At 52.0% G+C, this 18,545-nt stretch carries 22 protein-coding genes; 13 read left to right on the forward strand and 9 right to left on the reverse strand.

Annotation, left to right across the window (positions count from 1 at the left end; all coding sequences use genetic code 11):
- Nucleotides 1-28 precede the first annotated feature (28 nt).
- From bssS to FOY96_RS13510, 5 genes are all read left to right on the forward strand, one after another.
- Nucleotides 29-283: a biofilm formation regulator BssS gene (bssS, locus tag FOY96_RS13490; protein ID WP_008500827.1), complete on the forward strand. Its 255-nt coding sequence runs from the start codon at nucleotides 29-31 to the stop codon at nucleotides 281-283.
- Nucleotides 284-399: 116 nt separating this feature from the next.
- Nucleotides 400-1,518, forward strand: a complete 1,119-nt coding sequence (gene solA / locus FOY96_RS13495; protein ID WP_143347240.1) for an N-methyl-L-tryptophan oxidase — start codon at nucleotides 400-402, stop codon at nucleotides 1,516-1,518.
- A gap of 59 nt (nucleotides 1,519-1,577) precedes the next feature.
- On the forward strand, nucleotides 1,578-1,691 hold the full coding sequence (locus tag FOY96_RS13500; RefSeq protein ID WP_032638658.1) for a YceO family protein: 114 nt from the start codon (nucleotides 1,578-1,580) through the stop codon (nucleotides 1,689-1,691).
- Nucleotides 1,692-1,898: 207 nt separating this feature from the next.
- On the forward strand, nucleotides 1,899-2,465 hold the full coding sequence (locus FOY96_RS13505) for a cytochrome b (RefSeq protein WP_033145194.1): 567 nt from the start codon (nucleotides 1,899-1,901) through the stop codon (nucleotides 2,463-2,465).
- 1 nt (nucleotide 2,466) lies between these two features.
- Entirely contained in the window at nucleotides 2,467-3,045 is a 579-nt protein-coding gene (locus tag FOY96_RS13510) for a YceI family protein (RefSeq protein WP_047061563.1), read from the forward strand.
- Between the two features lie 41 nt (nucleotides 3,046-3,086).
- Here FOY96_RS13510 and trhO read toward each other — a convergent pair whose 3' ends face one another.
- Nucleotides 3,087-4,136 (reverse strand): oxygen-dependent tRNA uridine(34) hydroxylase TrhO, encoded by a 1,050-nt coding sequence (trhO, locus tag FOY96_RS13515; RefSeq protein ID WP_143347241.1) that lies wholly within the window; start codon nucleotides 4,134-4,136, stop codon nucleotides 3,087-3,089.
- Nucleotides 4,137-4,357: 221 nt separating this feature from the next.
- Here trhO and FOY96_RS13520 point away from each other — a divergent pair, with 221 nt between their 5' ends.
- The 3 genes from FOY96_RS13520 to FOY96_RS13530 all read left to right on the forward strand — a co-directional run bounded on the left by FOY96_RS13520 (nucleotide 4,358) and on the right by FOY96_RS13530 (nucleotide 7,114).
- Nucleotides 4,358-5,284, forward strand: a complete 927-nt coding sequence (locus FOY96_RS13520; protein WP_143347242.1) for a Kdo(2)-lipid IV(A) acyltransferase — start codon at nucleotides 4,358-4,360, stop codon at nucleotides 5,282-5,284.
- A 140-nt stretch (nucleotides 5,285-5,424) separates the two neighbouring features.
- Nucleotides 5,425-6,642 carry a multidrug efflux MFS transporter MdtG gene (mdtG, locus tag FOY96_RS13525; protein WP_094934953.1) on the forward strand — a complete coding sequence of 406 codons (1,218 nt, stop codon included), beginning with the start codon at nucleotides 5,425-5,427 and terminating at the stop codon, nucleotides 6,640-6,642.
- Between the two features lie 97 nt (nucleotides 6,643-6,739).
- Nucleotides 6,740-7,114 (forward strand): MysB family protein, encoded by a 375-nt coding sequence (locus tag FOY96_RS13530; protein WP_023311118.1) that lies wholly within the window; start codon nucleotides 6,740-6,742, stop codon nucleotides 7,112-7,114.
- Nucleotides 7,115-7,120: 6 nt separating this feature from the next.
- Here FOY96_RS13530 and FOY96_RS13535 read toward each other — a convergent pair whose 3' ends face one another.
- The 3 genes from FOY96_RS13535 to mdoG form a co-directional block, all read right to left on the reverse strand.
- On the reverse strand, nucleotides 7,121-7,348 hold the full coding sequence (locus tag FOY96_RS13535) for a YceK/YidQ family lipoprotein (protein ID WP_094934952.1): 228 nt from the start codon (nucleotides 7,346-7,348) through the stop codon (nucleotides 7,121-7,123).
- An 84-nt stretch (nucleotides 7,349-7,432) separates the two neighbouring features.
- Nucleotides 7,433-9,961 carry a glucans biosynthesis glucosyltransferase MdoH gene (mdoH, locus tag FOY96_RS13540; protein ID WP_023311116.1) on the reverse strand — a complete coding sequence of 843 codons (2,529 nt, stop codon included), beginning with the start codon at nucleotides 9,959-9,961 and terminating at the stop codon, nucleotides 7,433-7,435.
- Nucleotides 9,954-11,507 (reverse strand): glucans biosynthesis protein MdoG, encoded by a 1,554-nt coding sequence (mdoG, locus tag FOY96_RS13545; protein ID WP_021240787.1) that lies wholly within the window; start codon nucleotides 11,505-11,507, stop codon nucleotides 9,954-9,956. Before mdoG ends, mdoH begins: the two co-directional genes overlap by 8 nt.
- Nucleotides 11,508-11,761: 254 nt before the next feature.
- Here mdoG and mdoC point away from each other — a divergent pair, with 254 nt between their 5' ends.
- On the forward strand, nucleotides 11,762-12,901 hold the full coding sequence (gene mdoC / locus FOY96_RS13550; RefSeq protein ID WP_064672268.1) for a glucans biosynthesis protein MdoC: 1,140 nt from the start codon (nucleotides 11,762-11,764) through the stop codon (nucleotides 12,899-12,901).
- A 33-nt stretch (nucleotides 12,902-12,934) separates the two neighbouring features.
- Here mdoC and ymdB read toward each other — a convergent pair whose 3' ends face one another.
- The 5 genes from ymdB to csgB form a co-directional block, all read right to left on the reverse strand.
- The gene (ymdB, locus tag FOY96_RS13555; RefSeq protein WP_023311113.1) at nucleotides 12,935-13,477 is read right to left on the reverse strand and encodes an O-acetyl-ADP-ribose deacetylase; all 543 of its coding nucleotides are present in this window, start codon (nucleotides 13,475-13,477) and stop codon (nucleotides 12,935-12,937) included.
- Between the two features lie 106 nt (nucleotides 13,478-13,583).
- The gene (locus FOY96_RS13560; RefSeq protein WP_143347243.1) at nucleotides 13,584-13,904 is read right to left on the reverse strand and encodes a fimbrial protein; all 321 of its coding nucleotides are present in this window, start codon (nucleotides 13,902-13,904) and stop codon (nucleotides 13,584-13,586) included.
- A 164-nt stretch (nucleotides 13,905-14,068) separates the two neighbouring features.
- Nucleotides 14,069-14,401, reverse strand: a complete 333-nt coding sequence (gene csgC / locus FOY96_RS13565) for a curli assembly chaperone CsgC (RefSeq protein WP_143347244.1) — start codon at nucleotides 14,399-14,401, stop codon at nucleotides 14,069-14,071.
- A 61-nt stretch (nucleotides 14,402-14,462) separates the two neighbouring features.
- Entirely contained in the window at nucleotides 14,463-14,915 is a 453-nt protein-coding gene (gene csgA / locus FOY96_RS13570; RefSeq protein WP_039261729.1) for a curli major subunit CsgA, read from the reverse strand.
- A 41-nt stretch (nucleotides 14,916-14,956) separates the two neighbouring features.
- On the reverse strand, nucleotides 14,957-15,412 hold the full coding sequence (gene csgB, locus FOY96_RS13575) for a curli minor subunit CsgB (protein WP_033145183.1): 456 nt from the start codon (nucleotides 15,410-15,412) through the stop codon (nucleotides 14,957-14,959).
- A gap of 764 nt (nucleotides 15,413-16,176) precedes the next feature.
- Between csgB and csgD the strand changes: the two genes are divergently transcribed.
- From csgD to csgG, 4 genes are read left to right on the forward strand one after another with little or no spacing between them, the layout of a single operon-like run.
- Nucleotides 16,177-16,827, forward strand: coding sequence for a biofilm master transcriptional regulator CsgD (csgD, locus tag FOY96_RS13580; protein ID WP_021240790.1), 651 nt, complete (start codon nucleotides 16,177-16,179; stop codon nucleotides 16,825-16,827).
- A gap of 4 nt (nucleotides 16,828-16,831) precedes the next feature.
- Nucleotides 16,832-17,221, forward strand: coding sequence for a curli production assembly/transport protein CsgE (gene csgE, locus FOY96_RS13585; RefSeq protein ID WP_033145182.1), 390 nt, complete (start codon nucleotides 16,832-16,834; stop codon nucleotides 17,219-17,221).
- A 23-nt stretch (nucleotides 17,222-17,244) separates the two neighbouring features.
- Complete coding sequence (gene csgF, locus FOY96_RS13590; protein WP_008500846.1) at nucleotides 17,245-17,658, forward strand: curli production assembly/transport protein CsgF; 414 nt, start codon at nucleotides 17,245-17,247, stop codon at nucleotides 17,656-17,658.
- 26 nt (nucleotides 17,659-17,684) lie between these two features.
- On the forward strand, nucleotides 17,685-18,518 hold the full coding sequence (csgG, locus tag FOY96_RS13595) for a curli production assembly/transport protein CsgG (protein ID WP_025755858.1): 834 nt from the start codon (nucleotides 17,685-17,687) through the stop codon (nucleotides 18,516-18,518).
- The last annotated feature ends 27 nt before the right edge of the window (nucleotides 18,519-18,545 follow it).

The raw sequence follows: 18,545 nt of genomic DNA on the forward strand, positions 1-18,545 counted from the left end.
TCTTCTAACACGCATTAAGGGGGTTATAATGGAAAAGAATAGTGAAGTGATCCAGACCCATCCACTGGTTGGCTGGGATATCAGTACCGTAGATAGCTACGATGCGCTGATGCTGCGTTTGCACTACCAGACCCCGAATCAACTCAACCGTGAAGAAGCGGAAGTTGGACAGACGCTGTGGCTAACAACAGACGTCGCCCGTCAGTTTATTTCTATTTTAGAGGCAGGTATTGCAAAAATAGAATCTGGCGACTATCAGGAAAATGAGTATAAACGGCACTAAGCTTATGCCCACTTTTCTCTCTACAGGCACCCACGCGGTGCCTTATTTATTTCTCCCTTGTCTAACCCCGCGTTGTTAATTACTCTGCTAACAAAACATCAGTTTATGAGATGCATATGAGATACGACTTAATCATTATTGGTAGCGGCTCCGTGGGTTCCGCTGCCGGTTATTACGCAACACAGGCAGGTCTGAAGGTCCTGATGATCGATGCCCACCTTCCTCCTCATTCTGAGGGCAGCCATCATGGCGATACCCGTCTCATGCGCCATGCGTATGGAGAAGGCGAGCGCTATGTGCCGCTGGTGCTTCGCGCCCAGACGCTGTGGGATGAACTGGCGACACAGACCGAAGAGCGTATTTTCGAGCGTACCGGCGTCATCAACCTTGGCCCTGCTCATTCTGATTTTCTCGCCGGCGTCGAGCGCAGCGCAAAAGCCTTTAATCTGGATGTTGAGAAACTGGACGCGACGGGCATTACCGCGCGCTGGCCTGAAATTACCGTCCCTGACGATTACATCGGCCTCTTTGAAGCCCACTCCGGCGTGCTGCATTGTGAAACGGCAATCAAAACCTGGATCGATCTTGCCGCTAAGGCCGGCTGTGCGCAGCTGTTTAACTGTCCGGTGGAGGCCATCACCCATGACGAGAATGGCGTCACGGTAACGACTCTTGACGGCGACTATTCAGCGTCCCGCCTGCTCGTCAGCGCAGGAACCTGGGTCACTCGCCTGCTGCCGGAACTGCCAATCCAGCCGGTGCGGAAGGTCTTCTCCTGGTTCCAGTCGGATGGTCGCTACAGCGCGCAGAATAAATTCCCGGCCTTCACCGGCGAATTGCCGAATGGCGATCAGTTCTACGGTTTCCCTTCCGAGAAAGACGCGCTGAAAATCGGTAAACACAACGGTGGCCAGGCGATCGCCTCCCCTGACGAACGCAAGCCTTTTGGCGCCTGTCCACAGGATGGTTCAGAAGCCTTCTCGTTCCTGCGCACTATTCTTCCTGGCGTCGGTGGCTTGCTGTATGGCGCGGCCTGTACCTACGACAACACGCCGGATGAAGACTTCATCATTGATACCCTGCCAGGGCATGACAACGTCCTGCTGATTACCGGGCTGAGCGGCCATGGCTTTAAGTTCGCTTCCGTGCTGGGCGAGATCGCCGCACAGTTTGGCCAGGGCATCGCGCCGCAGTTTGATCTGACGCCCTTCTCACTCTCGCGTTTTAACAGATAATCCGCACGGGCTCCGGAGGTACCGGGGCCCGTTTTATTCACACTGCATTACGGGGCGTTATGCGCAGGATCGTTAGCTTTCTGATGAATAATATTCGCGAGCATTTCATGCTCTATATCTTATTGTGGGCGCTGCTGGCTATTATTGATTTTGTTTACATTGTATTTTATTGAAAACCCTGACTGACAATAATTGACATTAATTTAGCTTTATTGAACCTCTCAATTCCTCTTGCACGAAGGCATTGAATTACCTTTATCCTTTCCTTTCAAAATTGCTGAAATAAATAAAATAACAATCAATAGACAATTATTTCAGTTGCAATGTCACATCTTCCCGTTCATTTTTACCCTTCGGTTAATACGAAAATGGACATTCTGATGCAACTGCGTAACACCTCCCGGCGCTACGGAATAATATCCATAGGTTTGCACTGGATATTTGCTATTGCCGTCTACGGTATGTTTGGCCTTGGACTCTGGATGGTCACGCTCAGCTATTACGACGGCTGGTATCACCAGGCACCGGAGTTACATAAAAGCATTGGCGTTCTCCTGATGCTGGGTCTGGTTTTTCGCGTGATCTGGCGACATATTTCCCCGCCGCCCGCGGCGCCGAAGACTCACGGAAAAATGACCCGCCTGAGTGCCGTTGCCGCGCATATCGCGCTCTATGCGCTGCTCTTCGCCATTCTGATCAGCGGCTATCTTATCTCAACGGCGGACGGTAAGCCGATTAGCGTCTTTGGCCTTTTTGACGTCCCGGCAACGCTCAGCGATGCGGGCGCTCAGGCTGACACCGCCGGGGTCGTTCACCTCTGGCTTGCGTGGAGCGTCGTGATCCTGTCCGTGCTGCACGGGCTTGCCGCCCTCAAACACCATTTTATTGATAAAGACGATACGCTAAAGCGCATGCTTGGCCGCTCGTCAGTTGACTCTGGAGCATAAAATGAAAAAACACCTGCTGGGTATCGCCCTGGGTTCTCTGTTATTCACCGCCGGTTCCGCCGTGGCGGCTGATTATAAAATTGATAAAGAGGGCCAGCACGCTTTCGTCAATTTCCGTATTCAGCACCTGGGATACAGCTGGCTGTACGGTACCTTTAAAGATTTTGACGGCACATTCACCTTTGACGAGAAGAATCCTGCCGCCGATAAGGTCAACGTAACCATTAATACCAACAGCGTGGATACCAATCATGCTGAACGTGATAAACATCTGCGCAGCGGGGAATTCCTCAATGTCGCGAAATACCCGCAGGCGACCTTCACCTCCACGGAAGTGAAAAAAGAGGGTGATAAGCTGAATATTACCGGCAACCTGACGCTTAACGGCGTAACAAAACCGGTCACGCTTGATGCTAAATTACTGGGTCAGGGTGACGATCCGTGGGGGGGTAAACGCGCAGGTTTTGAAGCGGCGGGTAAAATTCACCTGAAAGATTTTAATATCACAACGGATTTAGGCCCGGCGTCTCAGGACGTTGAGCTGATTATTTCCGTTGAAGGTGTACAGCAGAAATCATAATAGATTCGCCCGGCAGGCTTTCGCCGTGCCGGGCGTTATTATCATTCCGGGTCAGGGATACCCAGTTTGGTATTCAGACGGCCGCGTGATTTATTGAAAATCTTGTTGCCGTTTTCACGTCCTGCGCGACGGCGACGCTGCTCTTCTTCCGGCAGGATGCTCTCTTCGCTGCACAGTTCGCTACAGCAGCCGTTAAACTTCTCGGCACAGGCCGGGCACTGAATGAACAGCAGATGACACCCGTCGTTTTTGCAGTTGGTATGGGTATCGCACGGTGCGCCGCACTGGTGGCAGTGGGCAATAACGTCTTCCGAGATACGCTCACCCATACGCTCGTCAAAGACAAAGTTTTTCCCGATAAAGCGCACCGGTAAACCCTGCTCGCGGGCGCGGCGGGCGTACTCGATAATGCCGCCTTCAATATGCCAGACCTTATTAAAGCCGTTGTGCTTCATCCACGCGCTGGCTTTCTCACAGCGAATACCGCCGGTGCAGTACATAACGATCTTTTTATCTTTATGTTCCTGCATCATCTCAACCGCCTTGGGCAGCTGCTCGCGGAAGGTATCAGCCGGGATTTCCATCGCGTTCTCGAAATGCCCCACTTCGTATTCATAGTGGTTACGCATATCAATGAACACGGCATCCGGATCGTCCAGCATCGCATTCACTTCCGCAGCCTTGAGATATTCACCGACATCCGCCGCGTTAAACGCAGGATCGTCGATACCGTCCGCCACGATGCGTTCACGCACCTTCATGCGCAGCACCCAGAAGGATTTCCCGTCATCGTCCAGAGCAATGTTCAGGCGCAAGCCGTCGAGGGCCGGATCGAACTGATAAAGCACGTCGCGGAAGGCGCTGACTTTGCTTTCCGGTACGCTAATTTGCGCGTTGATGCCTTCACGGGCAAGGTAGACGCGGCCGAAGACGTTCAGCGCCGTGAACGCCTGATAAAGCGCATCGCGGGTCGCCTGCGGATCGTCGATTGTGAAGTATTTATAGAAAGAGATGGTTGTACGCGGTTCGGTTTCAGCCAACATACGCGCTTTCAACATCTCATTCGACACGCGGTTGTGTAACACTGGCATGGTGTACAGTCCTGGAATCGTTAGAGAGAATTAAAAATCGGTCGGCATCATATAGCAAACAAAACCAATTTACATCCACACAATTTACGCTACATTTCACACACCCTGATTAATCAGGCTTAACAATTGCTGTATTCGTGCACGCTTCGAAAGCAGATATTTTGGCTATGTCTCAAAAAATGAGACACTAGCAAAACAGGACGTTTGAACACAGGAAAGACATGACCCAGTTACCAAAATTTACTGCCGCCCTTTTGCATCCCCGCTATTGGTTGACCTGGCTTGGCATCGGCTTTTTATGGCTTCTGGTACAGCTTCCCTACCCTGTTATTTTTCGGTTGGGTAAATTTCTGGGCCGCTTCGCGCAACTGTTTATGAAGCGTCGCGCCAGAATCGCGTACCGCAATCTTGAGCTGTGTTTTCCCCAGATGAGCGAGCCAGAGCGTCACGATATGGTCGCGAAGAATTTCGAATCCGTCGGGATGGGGCTCATGGAGACCGGTATGGCGTGGTTCTGGCCGGACAAACGCATGGCCCGCTGGAGCGAGGTAACGGGAACCGGCATGGAGCCTGTGCATACGCTTCAGGCCAACCAGACGGGCGTTTTGCTGATCGGCGTTCATTTCCTGACGCTGGAAATCGGGGCGCGCATGTTCGGCATGCAGGCGCCCGGCATTGGCGTTTATCGTCCTAACGATAACCCGGTCATCGATTTAATCCAGACCAACGGCCGCATGCGCTCCAACAAAAGCATGATCGACCGTAAGGACCTGAAGGGGATGATCCGCGCGCTGAAATCCGGTGAAGTGGTCTGGTATGCCCCCGACCACGACTACGGCCCACAGGCCAGCGTATTTGTCCCCTTCTTCGCCGTTGAAGAGGCCGCCACAACGAGCGGTACCTGGATGCTGGCGCGGATGTCTAAAGCTGCCATCGTGCCTTTCGTCCCTCGTCGTAAGCCGGATGGTTCAGGCTACGAGCTAATGATGCTGGAACCGGAGCTTGCGCCACCGCTTGACGATGCGGAAACCACCGCGCGCTGGATGAACAGCGTTGTGGAGAAGTGCATCATGCTGGCGCCCGAGCAGTATATGTGGCTGCACCGCCGTTTTAAAACGCGTCCACAAGGCACGCCGTCCCGCTATTAATCCCCATGCGGTCTTCAGGGCCGCATGCCGTTTTAGCTTTAAAAGCTCCTCGTCATTGCGGCAATCATAACCCAGGCGCATAATTAGCAGGCTTATTACTTTATGCTTCAGGTGCTCTGCACCTCATTATGCGGATAGTTATGTCACCCTCAGATGCCCCCATAAACTGGAAGCGTAACCTCGCGGTTGCGTGGCTTGGTTGTTTTCTTACCGGCGCGGCCTTTAGCCTGGTCATGCCCTTCCTGCCGCTCTACGTCGAACAGCTTGGCGTAACGGGCCACAGCGCGCTCAATATGTGGTCCGGTCTGGTATTCAGCATCACGTTTCTCTTTTCCGCGATGGCCTCGCCCTTCTGGGGCGGCCTTGCCGACCGCAAGGGACGTAAAATCATGCTGCTTCGTTCGGCGCTGGGGATGGCCATTATCATGGCGCTGATGGGCGTGGCGCAGAACGTCTGGCAGTTTCTGATCCTGCGCGCGCTGCTGGGCCTGCTGGGAGGATTTATTCCCAACGCGAATGCCCTGATAGCCACGCAAATCCCCCGCCATAAGAGCGGCTGGGCGCTAGGAACACTCTCCACCGGCGGCGTGAGCGGTGCTCTGCTGGGACCGCTGGCCGGCGGATTACTGGCGGATAACTACGGCCTGCGGCCGGTCTTCTTTATCACCGCCAGCGTGTTGTTCCTGTGCTTTATCGTCACCCTGCTCTGTATCCGGGAAAACTTCACGCCTGTCGCCAAAAAAGAGATGCTCCACGCCAGAGAGGTGCTGACCTCGCTCAAAAATCCCAGACTGGTGCTGAGCCTGTTCGTGACGACAATGATTATCCAGGTGGCTACCGGGTCGATTGCCCCTATTCTGACGCTGTACGTTCGCGATCTGGCGGGTAACGTCAGCAATATTGCGTTCATCAGCGGGCTGATTGCCTCCGTGCCCGGCGTGGCGGCGCTGCTGAGCGCCCCGAGGCTGGGTAAACTGGGAGACCGCGTTGGTCCCGAGAAAATCCTGATCTTCGCGCTGGTCATTTCCGTCCTGCTGCTTATCCCGATGTCTATGGTGCAAACGCCATGGCAGCTGGGCGTCCTGCGCTTTTTACTGGGTGCCGCTGATGGCGCGTTGCTGCCCGCCGTACAGACCCTGCTGATCTACAACTCCACGAACCAGATCGCCGGGCGTATTTTCAGCTATAACCAGTCATTCCGCGATATCGGTAACGTCACAGGACCGCTGCTCGGAGCCGGGATCTCCGCCAGCTTCGGTTTTCGCGCCGTCTTTATCGTGACGGCGGGCGTCGTGCTGTTTAATGCCATCTATTCATGGTTCAGTCTATCCCGCGCGCTGCGGCCCGTGACGGAATAAGACGAACGCCTGATAGCTTATTTTCGCATTCATACTTGCAGAATCTTATATTCAGCTATTCTTTCCCTGAAACCTTCTGGAAAACAGGGAGACACCAATGACCATGTACGCCACGCTGGAAGAAGCTATTGATGCCGCTCGTGAAGAGTTCCTCGCCGACAACCCCGGCGTTGAAGAAGAAGATGCTGACGTGCAACAGCTTAATATCCAAAAATACGTTCTGCAGGATGGGGATATTATGTGGCAGGCCGAATTCTTTGCCGATGAAGGTGAAGAAGGGGAATGTTTGCCGATATTAAGTGGTGAAGGTGCGCAGGCCGTCTTTGATGGCGACTATGACGAAATAGAACTTCGGCAGGAATGGCTGGAAGAGAATACCCTGCACGAGTGGGATGAGGGGGAGTTTCAGCTCGAGCCGCCGCTGGATACGGAAGAAGGTCAAACCGCAGCCGACGAGTGGGACGAGCGTTAATTTACGCTATTCGTAAGGGCCGTGGCTGGCATCGATCGGCAGCAACAGCGTGTCGAAAATCAGCGAGAACGGCAGATCGAGCACGGTCAGGTAGCGCCACGCGGAATCACGAAGATCCCATTTCACGCCCGGGTAATACTGATTTCCGTGGCCCTGCCCTGGAATGGTGCGACTGATAATACTGCCGCAGCCGCTGAGCAGGCATGCAATCATAACGACGATGATTATTCTCATCTTTAACCTCTAAAAAAATACCGGCGATTAAGCCGGTATTTTATCTGGCGGGTGGCGCTTCGCTAACCCGCCTTACTTAACTGCTTACTTCGCCTTCAGAGCGAGCGGATTCAGCTTCACGTCCTTATAGTAGTTCACCCACGAAGAGTATTTCTCCGGAGCGGACCACACGCGGTAGTGAAGACGCGCCATTGTCACCGGGTCGCTCAACAGCACCAGACGACGGTCGCGGTTGAGTTTTTCCGGGGTCTCGTTAAGCGCCTGCTCAACGTGACGATCGCGGGCAATCTCCAGCACTTGGCTGGCACGGTGACGCGCGGTTGCCATTGCCGTCGCCAGGGCGTTGAATGACGGGTTAAACACGGCGTGCATGAAGCCGTCATCTAGCGAGCGACTGCGGTTCTGTTCCAGGTAACGATCGGTATCCACCAGCACCTGCGGCGGGGAATACTCTTCCGGGATCAGGAACAGCTTCCAGCGTTTGGTTCGCAACCCCACCGTTGAACGGCTGGAAATCACGGACACAAACGGCGACAGGATCAGCGAGAAGACAATCGGCGCCAGCCAGAACAGGAAGCGCAGATCAAGCCACGCCATCCCGGCAGCCCACACCAGACCCAGCAGCAGCTGAGAACCGTGGCGCATAAAGGCTTCACCCCACGGCGTGGAGTCGTCGTCACGCTGCGGTGAGTTCCAGACCACTTCCCAGCCCAGGAACGCACTGACCACAAACACGGTGTGGAACAGCATACGTACCGGCGCCAGCAGGACGGAGAACAGCACTTCCAGCAGCAGTGAAAGGGTCACGCGGAAGAAACCGCCGTACTCTTTCGAGCCTTTGCACCAGATCAGGATGATGCTGAGCAGCTTAGGCAGGAACAGCAGCACCATGGTGGAAGCAAACAGCGCAATCGCCAGCTCCGGACGCCACTGCGGCCACACCGGGAACAGCTGCCGCGGTTGCAGGAAGTATTGCGGCTCCGTCAGGGCATGGACAACCTGCAGCGCAGTGGAGAGCGCGAGGAACATAAACCACAGCGGTGCGGAGAGATAAGACATCACGCCCGTCAGGAACACCGCGCGGTGAACCGGGTGCATCCCTTTTACCAGGAACAGGCGGAAGTTCATCAGGTTACCATGACACCAGCGGCGGTCACGCTTAAGCTCGTCCAGCAGGTTCGGCGGCAGCTCTTCGTAGGATCCCGGCAGGTCGTAGGCAATCCAGACGCCCCAGCCAGCACGACGCATCAACGCCGCTTCTACGAAGTCATGCGACAGAATAGAGCCGGCAAACGAACCCTCACCCGGCAGCGGCGCCAGCGCACAGTGTTCAATGAACGGCTTCACGCGGATAATGGCGTTATGGCCCCAGTAGTGCGACTCACCCAGCTGCCAGAAGTGCAGACCGGCCGTAAACAGCGGCCCGTAAACACGGGTGGCGAACTGCTGGCAGCGCGCATAAAGGGTGTCCATTCCGGACGCTTTTGGCGAGGACTGAATGATACCGGCGTTAGGGTTGGCTTCCATAAGACGCACCAGACCGCTCAGGCAGTCTCCGCTCATGACGGAGTCAGCATCCAGCACCACCATGTAGCTGTACTGGTTACCCCAGCGACGGCAGAAGTCATCGATGTTGCCGCTTTTACGCTTCACGCGACGACGGCGGCGACGGTAGAAGATCTGGCCTTCGCCCTGCACTTCTGCAATCAGCTCCATCCACGCTTTTTGTTCCGCCACGCAGATATCCGGGTTGTAGCTGTCGCTCAGGATGTAAACGTCGAAATGCTCCGCGTTGCCTGTCGCCTTCACGGACTCCCAGGTCGCACGCAGGCCCGCAAATACGCGGTCAACGTCTTCGTTACAGATAGGCATAATCAGCGCGGTACGGTGCTCGGGATTAAGGGGTTCATCCCCGACCGTTGACGCCGAAATGCTGTATTTGTCACGCCCCATGAGCAATTGCAGGAAGCCCATCAGCGCGGTCCAGAAACCGGCCGAGACCCAGCAGAAGAGGACCGCGAACAGCAGGAGAATGCCGCTCTGCAGGATATACGGCAACAGCTGCATGAAGGAGACCCAGAGATCCTGGCCCATCATGTCCGTCGGGTTGATAAACGCCCAGCCCTGGTAAGGCAGGATAGTTTTCATGTACCAGGTCGCGACGACCGTCTGCGCCAGCGTCAGAAGCAGCAGGATATAGCGACGGATTGTCCCCACGGTACGCCATTTCTGTTCGGACGCCTGCTCTTCTTTCGTCAGGCGCGACAGATAGCGCGGCGTCACATCACGCCCGCGCAGGCGATCCCAGAAGCGGCCCACCGGGTTGGTGCGCCATGGGTCGGGGAACATAGAGGAACGCGTGGCCTTCGGCATCGCCTGAAGCTGATCGCGTCCTTCATCGTCTTTAATCAACTGCCCTTCCGCCAGCGAGTCCGGCCAGGCCTGCTCCAGACGCGCCTTGACTGACCCGAGCGGCGTATCATCATCACGGGAAAACGTATGATGTTCACCATCCAGCGCGGTGTGAACCGCGCGGATGTCGCTCTTTGGCAGTGCCGCTTTTTCGATATCCGTCAGCGGCATGGCATCAATATATTCAGATGTATTATTCATTGGCAGGTAGCTGATAGCTCCAGGTTTCACTCAGCGGCTGATCGTTACTGACCAGCGCAGCACGCATTTCAGTGGTCTGTTTCGGATCTTTCACTTTCACGCGCAGGGTCAGACGCCAGCCTTTGGTTACCGGGTTGTAACGCACGGTATTCTCAACGATCTCACCGTTATCACCGATGCTGGCCTGAGCGGCAACGGCGGTGTCCGGCGACAGTTTCTTCATATCCTGGCCTGTGAAGTCCACGACAAACGCCACGGTACCGTCAGGCTGACGGATAAGATTAGACTGCTTCACATCACCCGTTGAGCGGCGAGTCTGCATTACATACGCGTTATCCGGCGCATGCAGCTTATCTTCGTCGCGGCTGAAGGTAATGGTGTACTTGAAGTTCATCTCTTTACCGGCTTCCGGCAGCTGATCCGGCGTCCAGTAAGCGACGATGTTATCGTTGGTTTCGTCGTTGGTTGGAATTTCTACCAGCTCGACCTTGCCTTTACCCCAGTCACCGTTTGGCGTGACCCAGGCGCTTGGACGCTGGTCATAGCGATCGTCCAAATCTTCAAAGCGGGAGAACTGACGACCACGCTGCAGCAGGCCAAAACCTTGCGGGTTTTCCATTGCGAAGCTGCTAACCGCCAGATGTTTCGGGTTATTCAGCGGACGCCAGATCCACTCACCGTTGCCGGCATGAATAGACAGACCGTTGGAGTCATGCAGTTCCGGACGGAAGTTGGTAGCCGGTGACGGCTGGTTGGGCCCGAACAGGAACATACTGGTCAGTGGCGCAACGCCCAGTTTGCCCACTTTATCACGCAGGTAAACCTTGGACTGCACGTCAACTACCGTGTCACGACCCGGCATAATTACAAAGCGATAGGCACCGGTTGCACGCGGGGAATCCAGCAGCGCATAAATGGTCAGACGCTTATCCGTTGGCTTTGGACGTTCAATCCAGAACTCACGGAAACGCGGGAACTCTTCACCTGATGGCAGCGCGGTATCAATAGCCAGACCACGCGCAGAAAGCCCGTAAACCTGCCCCGCGCCGATAACGCGGAAATAGCTGGCTCCAAGCATGCTGACGATTTCGTCGTTTTTATCTTTGCTGTTGATCGGGTAAAGCACCTTAAAGCCTGCGAAGCCCAGGTCTTTCACCGTATCTTTGTCGTGTTGCACATTGCCAAAATTGAAGTAATCCGGGCTGTACTTGATCTTACGTACCGCGGTTGCCGTCACTTCATTGATGGCAACAGGCGTGTCGAAGTACATACCCTGATGATAAAATTCAAGCTTGAACGGGGTTTTAATATTGCTCCAGTACGCTTTGTCGTGATTGAACTGGATCTGCTGATAGTCCGCATACTTCATGTCGCGGAAAACGGAGGGCAAGTTACTTTTCGGCGCTTCGTAGCTCTTGCCTGCCATCGATTTTGCCTGTTTTGCGACATCGTCGATGTTAAAGGCCAGTGCCGATGAGGTATACAGTGATAACACCACTGCAGCACCCAACCAACGCATTTTCATCATCTGTGGTTTATGTTTCATAATAAGTAAGCACTTCCCCCTTTGTGTGCTTATATCGATCCGATCCATTTTAATGGAAACTCAGGCAATCCGACAACATTATCACTGCTTTGTTCAGCTGCTGGCTCATGGAATAAGCAAATGAAAGAACCCGCTATTCACTTTGCGTGCTTATCCTGGAGACAGGGTGTCGGTCTTGGTGTAGGGTTGGCTTCGAATGTAACCATTATGAGTCTTAGGGATAAGACGAAAAGTCTGAGAATGCACAACGTTATATGAGCACAACACCAACAGAACGTGAATATTTCCTCGACTCGATCAGGGCCTGGCTGATGCTATTGGGGATCCCCTTTCACATTTCACTGATTTACTCCAGCCACACCTGGCATGTGAATAGCCAGATGCCCTCCTGGTGGCTGACGCTGTTTAATGACTTTATTCACGCCTTCCGTATGCAGGTGTTCTTCGTTATATCCGGCTATTTTTCTTACATGCTGTTTCTGCGATACCCGCTCAAGCGCTGGTGGAAAGTGCGCGTAGAGCGCGTGGGGATCCCCATGCTGACCGCAATTCCACTGCTGACGCTGCCTCAGTTCATTATGTTGCAATACGTCAAAGGCAAAGCGGAGAACTGGCCGAACCTTACGCTGTATGAAAAGTACAATACGCTGGTCTGGGAGCTGGTGTCTCACCTCTGGTTCCTGCTGGTGCTGGTGGTGCTCACAACGGTGAGCCTGTTGATTTTCAGCCGCCTGCGCCACCGTCTGAGTACAAAAGCCGACACCTTCTTCGCCAACGTTACGATGGGCAAACTGTCTGTGCTCTTCTTGCTGTTGGGGATTGCCTATGCCGCCGTGCGACGGACGCTGCTTATCGTCTATCCGCCGATTTTGAGCGACGGGTTATTTAATTTTGTGGTGATGCAGTCCTTGTTCTACATTCCGTTCTTTTTAATCGGCGCGCTGGCTTTTATTCATCCGAAGCTTAAATCGCTGTTTGTCACCCCATCACCGTGGTGCGCGCTGGGGGCCACCCTCGCGTTCGCGGCCTATCTGCTGAATCAGCGCTACGGCAGCGGCGACGCCTGGATGTATGAAACGGAAAGCGTGATCACTATGCTGCTGGGGCTGTGGATGGTGAACGTGGTATTCGCGCTGGGCCACCGCTTGCTGAACTTTAAGTCCAGCCGCGTGACCTACTTCGTTAATGCATCACTGTTTATCTATCTGGTGCATCACCCGTTGACGCTTTTCTTCGGGGCTTACATCACACCGCACATCGCCTCCAACACGCTGGGCTTCTTTACCGGGCTGGTGTTTGTTGTAGGGGTGGCAATCGTACTCTACGAAATCCATCTGCGGATCCCGCTCCTGCGCTTCCTCTTTTCAGGAAAACCACAGGCAAAAGCCTCATAAATCACGCGGCGCATCAGATGCGCCGCGTTTGCATCAGCTCTCCAGCTCTTGTCTGCGCTGAGTCAGAAGCCGCTGATAAAGATGCGTGGTGTCGTCGTCGAAACAGACAAAAATCACCTTCTCTGGCAGCGGTTTTAGCGACAAATAGCGGTAAACCGTTTCAACGGCGATCGTTGCGGCAGCGGCCTTAGGGTAACCATACACGCCGGTGCTGATGGCCGGAAACGCCATCGTTTTATAACCGTTGTCGGCGGCCAGTCGCAGACAGTTCCGGTAAGCCTCTTCCAGAATACTCGCTTCGTGCTGGTCCCCGCCATGCCAGACCGGCCCTACCGCGTGAATTACCGCTCTCGCAGGCAGATTGCCCGCCAGCGTAATCACCGCATGACCGGGAGGACATTCGCCCTGCTGTTGCCGCACGGTTTTACAGGCTTCCAGCAGCTGCGGTCCGGCTGCCCGGTGAATAGCCCCGTCCACGCCGCCCCCACCCATCAGGGATGGATTGGCCGCATTGACGATAACGTCGACGTGTACTGTCGTAATATCGCCATGAATAATTTCAATTTGCGGTTTCATAAAGCCCCTCTGCAACCCGCCATTTTCTTAAGTGTATCGCAGAGGAGACCGGGAGAAAAAACTATCAGAAAAAATCCTCATCCACCGCAGGGCGGGAGAGCACGCATTAGCGATACTGGATTTCGACAACCGCGAGCGTTTTTTCAGGATTAAGGTATTTCATATTGAGCGTTGCCACGTTTGAATCGCTCACTTTCCCGCTAAGCGCCTCTTCATAGCTGACCATACGCGTTTGCATACGGTTATTATCTGGACATGACATTGCAAACTGTTGCTTCTGGGGGGCGACTTCACAGGGGTCGGCAACAATGGCACCGCGGAAATGAATGACGCCACCGTCAACAACCGTGGCCGAATAAGCCGGGATACTCAAAGCAGAAACGACCAGACCCAGACCTGCCACGAGTCGAGCAAAATAGTTGTTCATTATAGGTACTCCTCAATGAAAATCGTCCATGAGGGGTAAACGCGCTTCATTTATTATGACAAACGAAGTTTCACGTTACGGAACATAACGACCTGGTCCCTGATATCAGCATAGCTCAACGGCCCAGACCCGCCACATTCACAACCTATTGATTTAATGGGTTTTCATAGCGAACGTTCCGCTGGCGACCACTGTTGTGATAAATGTAGCGATTTACCGTCTGAAACGGTGACAACGATTTTTACCGTGTCTCCCTCATTAATATTTAAACTCAGGCGCATTAAATCAATCGTCTGATTAGCGGGTATAAAAAGTGTGTTTTGCTGCCGGGAAGAACTCTGCCCTCCCTGCCCTTCTCGTAAAGAAACAATCTGAACCTGACAATCACACGACTGCGCCAGAGTGACCTGAGGAACAATGGTGGTCATATTTTCCTGCTGTGACGTTTTGAAGGTTATCTGGCTGGAAAGCGCGGCAAGTAGAATTAAGGTATTCATGATGAACTCCCGAAAAAAAACAGGGCTGATGCCCTGTTTTTTTGTAGCACAGATTTCAGTATCAGTACTGATGAGCTGACGCGTGGTTACCAAAACCGATCTGGGTAACGTTAACAGTCGAGTTGGACGCAGTCTGGTCTACGAGTGCACCGTTAAAGCCGCCGGACTGGCTAACGTTCATAACGGATTTTTTACTGTTCCACTGATCAAGTGTCGCACTGTTGCCAAAACCTTTCTGGGTCAGGTTGATTTTACTGTCATCAGAACCCTGACCAACGTCAGCACCGTTAAAGCCGCCGGTCTGGCTAATATTCAGGACGGAATTTCTGGCGTCTGTCTGCAGGGCAACCGCGGAGTTACCGCCACCGTTCTGATAAATATTCAGGGTTGAATTTGGGCCACTATATCCACCATGACCATGTCCATGACCCCATCCGCCCTGATTAATAGAACCCGCCATAGCACTACCAGAAACTACGATTGCTGCAAGTGCTGCCACTTTGATAAATTTCATGGTAAACCCCCATCGGATTGATTAAAGTCGTCGCGAACGCGCTAATGTTGAATAACGTTAATCGCCATTTGCGACTGTTTCTGCACTACAACTGCGGTTTTCTGCGTACCGTACTGCGTAATATTTGCTCTATTACCCGACCCTTTCTGGATAATTTTCGCGCTATTACCGTATCCATCTTGCGTAATACCTGCATCATTCCCGTTACCGCTCTGATCGATCCAGGCTAAATTGTAACTCCCTGATTGATCAACTCTCGCTCTGTTACCCGCCCCATCCTGAGATACAATGGATAAGAGTCTTGAACCGTCCTGGCTAACCTCAGCGTTATTGAAAACGCCCCGTTGACCAATAATGGCTGCCTGATTGAGTGATGAAAGACTTAATTCGTTAACCGCAAAGTTATATTCAGCATTTGCCAAATCTGAATTCGCTGCGGTTACAAATCCAGGCGCACCCAGTAATGTAAACATCATAATTAACGATGTGTTTTTCATGTTGTCACCCTGGACCTGGCTATTTAATCACGCCATAACCCTATAACAATGCTACTTGTTAAAACGACTCGTATTGTGTTAACGCGTCGTTACGGTGAAGAGTATGTCCGCTGAAACATTTTAAATATCTCACCCGCGCGGCTTATTTTTATTTATCGGCTCACCACAAAGTCGTAATTTACATCAAAAATCACTTTAATCAGGTCAGCTTATATTTTTTATTAAGCAGGTCTTGCGATCGGGTTGTACAACGGGATGAAGGCTGTCCAGGCGTCATCCCGCGTTGTTTAAACGTAACGGCTGGAGATCATTTTTCTCAGTGCGTGACACGACGCCTGTTTTCTTAAGCCAGGCAGTAGCCCATTCATGGGCTTAGAAATAATCTGAAACTCATACTTAATCACTGCTGCGTAAAAATAACAAATAACCTCAAAAATCAATCATATAAAAATATTTGTATGATTTTTAAAATCTGTGCACATCTATTTATATGTACAACTTTTTCATCAATTATTACCATTAACAACAAGCAGTTTTCACAAATTAATATTGATTTTTACATTCTGTTACACGTTTAACACTTGCTTTAAACTTCGTAAAAGCTAGATTGAAATTAGATGTACGAAATTGGTTTTATATTTACCTCCCTGTGGAGGTTATGGTCTGATTCTACACACAGCAGTGCAACATCTGTCAGTACTTCTGGTGTCCTCTAATAAACAGGAGGACAGCTGCCAGGTGCCCAAAAAAAGTGGGGTTTCATCATGTATAATGAAGTCCATAGTTTACATGGTCATACATTACTGTTGATCACAAAACCTTCTTTGCAAGCGACAGCGTTATTACAACATTTAAAGCAATCTTTATCACTGAACGGGAAATTGCATAATATTCAACGTTCTTTTGATGATATTGCACCTGGCAGCATCATTCTTTTCGATATGATGGAAGCTGATAAAAAGCTTATCCATTACTGGCAAGATATTTTAAGCAGGAAAAACAATAATATCCGCGTGCTATTGTTGAATACGCCTGATGAATATCCTTTCAGAGATATTGAAAGCTGGCCGCATATCAATGGCGTGTTCTACGTCACGGAAGAAGAAGACCGGGTGGTAGAGGGGCTGCAAGGTATATTACGCGGAGAGTGTTATTTTTCGCAAAAGCTTGCCAGCTATCTCATCACGCACTCTGGAAATTATCGCTATAACAGTTCAGAGTCCGCGCTGCTCACGCACCGTGAGAAAGAGATCCTGAACAAGTTACGCATTGGTGCTTCAAATATTGAAATCGCCCGTTCGTTATTTATCAGCGAAAATACGGTAAAGACGCACCTTTATAATCTTTTCAAGAAGATAGCTGTTAAAAACCGAACTCAGGCTGTTTCGTGGGCAAACGATAACCTCAGGCGTTAATCACATGAAGCGCACGTTGAGTTGGATCGCCGCAGCGAGTTTCCTGCTCGCTGCCGGGAATCTGAAGGCCGTCGAGGTCGAAGTTCCCGGATTGTTAACAGACCACACTGTCTCATCGGTCGGGCACAGTTTTTACCGCGCCTTCAGTGACAAATGGGACAGTACCTACACCGGAAATATAACAATCAACGAGCGGCCCAGTGCACGATGGGGAAGTTGGATAACAATAACGGCTAATCAGTACGTTATTTATCAAACGTTTTTATTCCCGACCAAAATAGACTTCGATAAAAACGTAGCCTTAGCACTGGCACAATCAGAAGACGCTATTAATCGCCTGCAAATAGATAAAGCCCTATTAAGCACCAGCGATTTAGCAAAAGACGAGTTCTAGCGAACCGATATGCGGAGGCTGTCATGCGTATTGCATATGCAGTTGTTTCGATAATGCTGATAACACCCATAAGCTGGGCCGGAAACATGACGTTTCAGTTCCGTAACCCTAACTTTGGCGGTAACCCTAATAACGGCGCGTTCCTGCTGAACGAAGCCCAGGCGCAAAACTCCTATAAGGATCCCAGCTTAAAGGATTTTAGCGTTGATACCCCGTCCGCACTGGACAACTTCACTCAAGCTATTCAGTCGCAGATTTTAGGGGGGTTACTGACCAACATTAATACCGGTAAACCCGGCCGCATGGTGACCAACGACTTTATCGTTGATATCGCCAATACTGACGGACAGCTTCAGTTGAACGTGACCGATCGTAAAACCGGAAGAATCTCCACCATTCAGGTTTCCGGTCTACAAAGTAATTCAACTGACTTTTAAACAATAGCTAAATAAGGACAACGATCATGCAGCGCTTCCTGATATTTGTTGCAGTGTGCTTATTGAGCGGTTGTTTAACTGCTCCACCTAAAGAAGCTGCAAAACCGACATTAATGCCTCGGGCCCAGAGTTATCGTGATTTAACGCATTTACCTTCACCTACGGGGAAAATATTTGTCTCCGTATACAACATTCAGGATGAAACCGGGCAATTCAAACCTTACCCGGCAAGTAACTTCTCCACGGCTGTGCCGCAAAGCGCCACCGCCATGCTGGTTACCGCGCTCAAGGATTCGCACTGGTTTATTCCGCTGGAACGTCAGGGGCTCCAGAACCTGTTGAATGAACGCAAAATCATTCGTGCCGCTCAGGAAAATGGCACCGTCGCGGACAATAACCGCATGCCTCTGCAATCTCTGGCGGCAGCGAACGTGATGATCGAAGGATCGATTATTGGCTACGAAAGTAACGTTAAGTCGGGTGGTGCAGGAGCTCGTTACTTCGGTATCGGTGCGGATACCCAGTACCAGCTTGACCAAATCGCCGTCAACCTGCGTGTGGTTAACGTCAGTACAGGCGAAGTGCTCTCTTCGGTGAACACCAGCAAAACCATTCTGTCTTATGAAGTGCAGGCTGGGGTATTCCGCTTCATCGATTACCAGCGTTTGCTGGAAGGTGAAATTGGCTACACCTCTAACGAGCCGGTCATGATGTGCCTGATGTCAGCCATTGAAACCGGCGTGATCTTCTTAATCAACGACGGTATTGACCGCGGGCTGTGGGATCTGCAAAACAAAGCAGACGTGCAGAACCCGATCCTGGTGAAATACCGCGATATGTCAGTCCCTCCGGAATCCTGACAGGAAGCGCATAAAAAAGGCGAGATG

The sequence above is a fragment of the Enterobacter asburiae genome (genome assembly GCF_007035645.1).
Lineage (GTDB): Bacteria > Pseudomonadota > Gammaproteobacteria > Enterobacterales > Enterobacteriaceae > Enterobacter > Enterobacter asburiae_B.